The organism is Vibrio sp. 10N.222.49.C9 (genome assembly GCF_041474985.1).
GTDB lineage: Bacteria > Pseudomonadota > Gammaproteobacteria > Enterobacterales > Vibrionaceae > Vibrio > Vibrio crassostreae_C.
The window spans coordinates 1-300 of record NZ_JBFRVD010000902.1; the positions used below are offsets into that span (position 1 = coordinate 1).

Below are 300 nucleotides of genomic sequence, written 5' to 3' on the forward strand. Positions count from 1 at the left end.
CGTATGCGGTGCATAGAAAGGCAAGGTCGCGCGCGTGCTCTAGGGTGTCTCTGTCTTCGTAAAGTTCTTTTACCAGCTTAAGGTGCTCATGGCGAAATGGTGAAGCCTGTTTACTTTCGGCTCTTGGGTCTTCACTTTCAAACATCGCTTCAGTGATAAGTTCTACATGGCTTGACACAATTTCAGAGTGGCATGGGTTTGCTAGGTTGAGTGTCTTATGTAGTTTTGATATTTGGCTAACATGCGCTTTTATCGTTGCGAGTTTTGCCCCGCCTGCTTCTAGTCGCTGCAGGTAGGTGG

Annotated in this window: 1 protein-coding gene; it reads right to left on the reverse strand. The window is 47.7% G+C overall.

Annotated features, from left to right (window positions below; all coding sequences use genetic code 11):
* The coding region (locus tag AB4585_RS26150; RefSeq protein ID WP_372171675.1) for a hypothetical protein at positions 1-300 on the reverse strand (300 nt) is incomplete at both ends.